This is a genomic window from Pseudomonas sp., assembly GCF_050739995.1.
GTDB lineage: Bacteria > Pseudomonadota > Gammaproteobacteria > Pseudomonadales > Pseudomonadaceae > Aquipseudomonas.
The window spans coordinates 1-6,863 of record NZ_JBOICG010000071.1 but is presented as its reverse complement, the minus strand read 5'-3'; the positions used below and the strand labels follow the sequence as shown (position 1 = coordinate 6,863).

General features: G+C 58.8%; 4 protein-coding genes and 1 pseudogene. 1 reads left to right on the top strand and 4 read right to left on the bottom strand.

Going from position 1 to position 6,863, the window contains the following annotated elements; translation table 11 throughout:
* Nucleotides 1-94 precede the first annotated feature (94 nt).
* Nucleotides 95-1,925 (top strand): annotated as a pseudogene (locus ACRESD_RS02515) (sigma-54-dependent Fis family transcriptional regulator).
* 37 nt (nt 1,926-1,962) lie between these two features.
* Here ACRESD_RS02515 and ACRESD_RS02510 read toward each other — a convergent pair.
* The 4 genes from ACRESD_RS02510 to ACRESD_RS02495 form a co-directional block, all read right to left on the bottom strand.
* Nucleotides 1,963-4,080 carry a TonB-dependent receptor family protein gene (locus ACRESD_RS02510; RefSeq protein WP_431749480.1) on the bottom strand — a complete coding sequence of 706 codons (2,118 nt, stop codon included), beginning with the start codon at nt 4,078-4,080 and terminating at the stop codon, nt 1,963-1,965.
* Between the two features lie 142 nt (nt 4,081-4,222).
* On the bottom strand, nt 4,223-4,501 hold the full coding sequence (locus ACRESD_RS02505; protein ID WP_431749479.1) for a hypothetical protein: 279 nt from the start codon (nt 4,499-4,501) through the stop codon (nt 4,223-4,225).
* 143 nt (nt 4,502-4,644) lie between these two features.
* Entirely contained in the window at nt 4,645-5,385 is a 741-nt protein-coding gene (locus ACRESD_RS02500; RefSeq protein WP_431749478.1) for a hypothetical protein, read from the bottom strand.
* 178 nt (nt 5,386-5,563) lie between these two features.
* Nucleotides 5,564-6,415 (bottom strand): DNA/RNA non-specific endonuclease, encoded by an 852-nt coding sequence (locus ACRESD_RS02495; RefSeq protein ID WP_431749477.1) that lies wholly within the window; start codon nt 6,413-6,415, stop codon nt 5,564-5,566.
* Nucleotides 6,416-6,863: the final 448 nt, after the last annotated feature.

Here is a 6,863-nt window from a genome sequence, read left to right as displayed (position 1 = left end):
CCGCTTTCGCGAGCAAGCCCGCTCCCACAGGTTGACTCGGTTCCAAGTGAAAGAAATTGCAAGACCCCATAACAATAAAAATGAAGGTCACCCCATGGCCGAACCCTTGACTCACGACACCCTTATCCAGGAATCCTGGCGCCGTTGCCGCGCGTTCGGCCTGGATCACCAGAGCCCCCCCAGCTTCGACCTCCTGCCCGCCGAAGGTATCAGCCAATTGTTGGAGAGCCAGCATTCCCTGGTGCAGACCACCCACCAGGAAGTACTGCCCTACTACGAAAACATCCTGAGCAACTCCAATTGCCTGATCATGCTGGCCGATAACCAAGGCCAGGTCCTGACCTCATGGGGCACCCAGCGCTTTATCGAGCCGAAACTGGCCCGTGGATTCAACGCTGGCGCCAGTTGGCAGGAACGCTCCAGCGGCACCAATGCCATCGGCACCGCACTGGCCTGTGCCCAGGCGGTGCATATCGAACACGATGAGCACTTTCTCAAGGCCAACCGCTTCATGACCGGCTCGGCCGCGCCGATCTTCGATGCCCAGCGTGAAATCATCGCGGTGCTGGATGTATCCAGTGACAGCTATCTGCCACCCTCCCACACCCTGGGCATGGTCAAGATGATGAGCCAGACCGTGGAAAACCGGCTGATCCTCAACCTGTTTCACGGTGAGCATTTCCAACTGACCTTCAATACCGGCCTGAACAACCTCGACAGCCAATGGGCGGGCCTGTTGATTTTTGATGAGAGCGGCCAGGTACTGTCGGCCAACCGTCGTGCGGATAATTTGCTGGGCCTCAGCTTGTCGCGGGTGAGGATTGAAAGTTTGTTCAAGGTGTCGTTGCTGGAGCTGTTGAACCAACCGGAGGGGCTGCCGTTTTCGCTCCAGGCCGCGGGACGCAATCGGTTCCAATGCGTATTGAAACGCCCGAAGAAAATGCCGGTGCAGGCGCGGGTCTTCAGTGATCGCGCACCCCGTGAGCCCGCGCCAGCAAAACCGGCCGTGATTGGTCTCAAGGCCCTGCACTTCGGCGATAGCCGCGTGGAGAAAGCCGTGCGCCAGGCGGAGCGTTTGCTGGAGAAGGACATTCCCCTGTTGATCCATGGCGAAACCGGCGTGGGCAAGGAGGTGTTCGTCAAGGCCTTGCACCTGGCCAGCTCCCGCAGCCAGCAGGCGTTTATCGCGGTGAACTGTGCGGCGATTCCTGCGGAGCTGGTGGAATCGGAACTGTTCGGTTATGAAAAAGGCGCCTTCACCGGCGCCCATCAAAAAGGCAGCGTCGGCCTGATCCGCAAGGCCGACAAGGGCACGTTGTTCCTCGATGAGATCGGCGATATGCCGCTGCCGACCCAGGCCCGCTTGCTGCGGGTGCTACAGGAGCGCTGCGTACAACCGGTGGGCAGCAGCGAGCTGTTCCCGGTGGATCTGCGCATCATCTCGGCGACTAACCGCGTACTGAGGGACTGGGTGCAGGCCGGTCGGTTTCGCGAGGATCTGTACTACCGCATTGGCGGCCTTGCCCTGGAGCTGCCGCCTCTGCGTGAGCGTACCGACAAACAGGCGTTGTTCCAGCAACTGTGGCCAACATCGTGAACCGAACCAACGGGCCGGTTTGAGCGCTGAGGTGCTGGCGTTGTTCGAGCAGCACCCGTGGCCGGGGAATTTACGCCAGGCCAGCAGCGTGTTGCAGGTCGCACTGGCGATGGCCGAGGACCAACCGGTGTGCCCTGAACACCTGCCAGATGATTTTTTCGTGGATCTGAAAGATGCCTCGCCCCCGCCACCCCATGAGCACTTGGATGACGGGCTCGACCTGACGCAACGCTTGAAGGCCGTGGGCGGGAATATTTCCCACCTGGCGCGGGAACTGGGCGTCAGTCGCAATACCCTGTACAAGCGCCTGCGCCAGAACGACCGTTGAACCCGCGCGGTTTAATCACCCAAACGTCCCTAGCGACTCAACGCCAGCGCCATGACACGCCTGTGTAGATGCCACGGCCATCAGCCGGTGTGGAGCGGGCAACATCCACTCCCTTGTCGTCGTAACCCGGCGTGACCGTATTGGCATAACGACGATTGGTGAGGTTGCGCAGGTCGACCCAGGCTTGCCAGTCCTGCTTGGGGGCGTCGTAGCCAAAGGTGGCGCCCAGCGTGGTGTAAGCCGCAGCGTAGTAGGAATTGGCATAGTCCACGGCCACCCGCGAAGCATGTTCGGTGTTGAGGCTGGTGTAGAGCCCCGTCGGATGGCTATAACGCAGTTGCGCCTGGTAATAGTGCTTGGGGATACCCGGCAAGGTGTTGCCGCCGAAACGGTCGTCGTCGCGGTAGTGGAAATCGCTGAACGTGTAGGCCTGGCGCAGGGCGAGTTGGCCCGTGCGACCACCGTCCCACAGAGGGCTGAGCACGCTCAGTTCCACGCCTTGATGCACGGTGGGGCTGGCATTGGCTTCGGCCACAATCGCGTTGCTGCTGGAGGTTTGAGCTTGGGTCTCGACGGTCAGCAGCTCATGGCGAACTTCGGAGCGGTACAGCGCCAAGTCCCACTGGCCGAACCAATCTTCGCCACGCCCACCGACTTCCAGGGTGGTAGCCGTCTGATTGCGCAAGTGCACGCCTTCACGTTGCAAGCCGGTAGCCGGGCCGCTGCCGGGCCCGAAGTACTTGTTGGAACCCCAGATCATCGACCAGGCGTGCGGTGGCTCCACTGAGCGGCTCAGGTTGCCGTACACCTGCAACTGCGGAGTGAAGTCATAGCGCAGGCCGATACGTGGTGCGTAGTCCCAATCCTGCTGGCGGGTGGGCGTATGGGTCACCGGATAGGTGACTTCGGTTTCACGACGGGTATAGATCGCGGCGAGGCCAGTAGTCAGCCATAGGTCGGGGATCAGCTCCAGGTCGTTGCCGATATGCACTACGGTGTCAGAGCCCAGGTAGCTGTAGTCGCGGGTCTTGGTGCCCGGTGCATAGCCCGCCGTGTTGCCGGCTGGGGTGCGAACGTATTCCGAAGCGCCATTGTTCGGCATCGCCTGGGTGGTACGCAGGCCGAGCGTGGTTTTGCTGGCGTGGCCGAACAGCGTGTCTTGGCGGATGTAGTTCAGGGTGCTGCTGATGTCGGTGTACGCGACTTTGAGGCGATTGGTGCCTTCGCGCAGATCCATCGGGTAGTCGTGATACGCCAGCCCGACCTCGACTCGAGCGTTGTCGTCCAGTTGCAAGGTGGTCTTGTTGGCGATCCAGGTGGAACCCGGTTGCAGGCGTTTTGAATCGCGGGCGGCGTTGAGGCTGTTGGCGGCACGCGGGTCATGGCTGATCTGATAGCGCGTCAGCTTGCCGGGAGAGTCGTTGGTGGTTTCGCGGTAGCGCAAGTAGAAACGTGTTTCCAGGTCCGGGTTGAAACGGTAGCCGAAGTTGGCGGCGATGCCCTTGCCGGTGCCCGCACTCTGATGCTGATAGCCGTCGGACTCCGAGTCCGTGAGGCTGATGTAGTAATCGGCATCGCCCAGCACCTGGCCCGAGCTGATCTCACGCTGGGCGTAGCCACGACTGCCGGTTTCATAGCGCACCTGCAACTTGGGCGCATCGTAGCCGGTACGGGTGACGTAGTTGACCGAACCACCGAGGGCCAACGCGCCCTGATCAAACCCATTGGCGCCGCGTAGCACCTCGACACGGCTTTGCCACAGCGGGTCCTTGAGTTCGTAGGGGGTGCCGCCAGGCCCGGTCAGTGGCAAGCCGTCGAGCATTTCATAGAGCCCGGAAGCATGGGCACCAGGGCTGCGGTTCAAGCCCGAGCCACGGATGGATAACTTCACACCCTCATTATTCGCCGCCTTCGCATATACACCAGCCTGATATTTGAACACATCCTCGTTGGTGCTTACCCGCCCCTGTTGCACGCTGTCCATGTCAATGAAATTGGTACCGCCGGGCACGCTCTTGAGTTCGGCCTGGGCCACTTCGCCAGCGCTGGCTTCGCTGCTGGTGACTTCGACCGGCGCCAATTGCACCTCTTCGGCGTGCACCATTGAACTGAGGGCCAGAGCGGCAAAGAGCAGTGGAGGTTGTCGCAACAGCATGGGGTAAGTCCTTGGAATGCAGGGGCATGAAAGGCCGTGGCCATCATGCGAACAGTGATGGGAAGACAGGCGACTCCCTGAGGTCACGTCTTGTTAACGGACCGCCCCTTTCCCACATTAAGGCGGGAGAGGACTAATGGCTTCACTGCTCTTGATGGGGCGCGGACGCCAAGGCCCTCATCAGGTCGTCCGCCTCCGATCCCGGTGGAAACCTGAAGCCCAGCATTTCATCCTCGGACAGGATTTCGGTGAGGGTGTCGCGTAACTGCGCCTCCGTCGGCGACTCCCTCAACAGCTTGTGTGCGGGCAACAACACCCCGGCGCAGACACCTTGAACACTCGCGACATCGATCACGGCAAAGAGGATAAATCGCAGGCGAATTTCGCGATCAGTAGGCCAAACCGTTTTTCGCTTACCCAAAGCAGGCACTCGTTTTTAAGAAAAGTCCGAGGCTATTGCCGACGGGACAGCGTTTCAATGGGAGCGGCAGCGGATAGGCCGATTCCTACACCGGAAAGGGAAATTACTCACTCTCAGGTTTATGCACGCTACGACGGTGCCGGTCACTGCACCGGTAAGAAATTCATCAGCAACAAGCTTTGCGCGTAATTGAGGCCAACACGTCGATAACGCTCATCGAGTATCTGAGTGAGCAGGTCCAGGCGCGCGACGATCTTGCCGAACTCAACGGCAAAACTGAGGTTGCTGCCCTCCTCCGATATCTCATTCGAGAACAGCAGCAGCACGCCATTGGCATCCTGGCGCTGGCTGAGCAGCCAGGTGGCCTTCTCGATATTACGCGCGGCATTGCTGACAAATTGCGGGTTGATCGAGTCCGTCATATAAAACTGAGTGCGACCACCATGGGCAGTTACCAGCATGCTGCCGATTGCATAGATAAACGCCCCAACGCGGTCACCGCGAAATTCCGGGCTTAACGAATAGCTCAATGCCGCCAGGTCACGACGCGTACCGAGTGCCGGCAAAGGACGTTGGTTTTCGATGGCCTGGCGGATTTCCCGCGCCGCACTCACCGCATCTGGGTAGCCCGACTGGCGCCACTGATTAGGGTTGCGCAGATAGAGCTTGCTCATCAGTAAATACAGACTTTGCAGGTTGTCGCGCATTCCCAGTGTGGCCATGCGGTCGACACTGGTTTGAAAGAACTCATCGGGCTTGCCATCGCTGAACTGCCTGACGATATCGCGCCCCTGTTGCTGGCTGCAGCCGGTCGCGCACAACATCCATGACACGACGAGCAACAGCGGCCATCGGGTGATTGAAATAGTTAACGTTCGATCCATCGGCACCAGGTCAGCTTCTGCAAGCAACGCGCCGAATGCGCGTCGCCGGAGCAGAGATAGATCAGGAGAATGGAAAAAAGTGCGGCTGCGTAGTTTCAGATAAGTAACAGGCTAATGGGTAAACACAGCTCAGCATACCCAAAAGGCTGCCGACGTCAGCAGCCCTTTGAACTAGGCTTCAGGCTTTTTTGCATCCGATGCGAGTAGGCAACTGCCCCTGTCTTGACTTCAAGGCAGCTTGAACCGCTTGCGGCAAATTGCTCCAGAACGTGAGCCCTGACCGCTCCTCGATCTGGTCCACGGTCACCTGATAATCGCAAAAGGCCGCGCCCTTTGGCGTTTCCTGATTCATCACGAACGACGCGTAAACACCCTCCTGCGGCGAACTACCGACGAAGATGATTTTCCAGTAGCCGCTTGGAATGGTGTGGACCTTGTTCGTGCCGGGAAGCGTGCCGACAAAGTGCTCGTACAGCGGCCCGGTAACGACATACACCTGGTCGACGCCGGTCTCTTTGGCGAGGTTTCGCTCCTGGTCTTCCAGACGTGCCCAAGGCCCCTGGTTCAGATCAGACTTTTGCGGGGTAATGTTCGACAGGTAATTAAGCGTTGGCCAGTCCGCAACCCCAGCCATTGACGCCAGGTTGGCCTGATGGCCGCGATCAACCTTGAGCGCAACATTGGCGCCGTTGTAATCCACGGGATCGAGGGTTTCGCCCGCCGGAATATCCGGGTCTGTCTCCCAGTTGCGCGCCCGCCCGCTCGCCGGTGTGTTCTTGGTGATTCGATACGACACCCAATTCGCGAACTTGGTCGAGCCGTTATTGTTCAGGGTGTAGGCCTGACGATTCAACGTCAGGGGGCTGCCGCCAGTGGGGCATCCGACGCCACAGTTATCGAATGACAGCGCCTGCCCAGGCACAACTGGCGTGGCAACTGCGGACTCACGGATTCTATCGGGGGTGGTACAGGCGGCAACGAGGGGGATCAACAAAAACGCGAGGTGCTTGAACTTCATACTTCCTTGCATGGTGTAACTCCTTGTGGGTGAATCAATCATACCGATCACTCGGAAATCAGCTACAACGGTTCCTCCGTTGCCTGACGCAAGCATTCAACCACAAGAACGTTTCAATATGAGGGCTGTGATTGCCTCAGTGCGGGATGTTGCTCAATTGTGCGTAGGAAATGGCAGCCTGTGACGGAAGTAGTCACGTCGCTGGAGCTTTTGCTCGAGAGAGACCGAACGTTGGGAGCTCTAATAATATTCGTCAGCGTTCAAGCCCATCGCAGAACTATTACACAACACAAACATAATCTTTAAGTCTTCCCCCTCCGAGAGTTTATGATTGTGCTGCAAACTACACACGGGAAAACAGACAGGTTGGACCAAGGGCTTCGGCAAGCACTAAAAACGTCAGGAAGACTTTACGCCCCCAAAAAAACTCTCCTTTTTCATCCTTAACCAACGTGTGAAG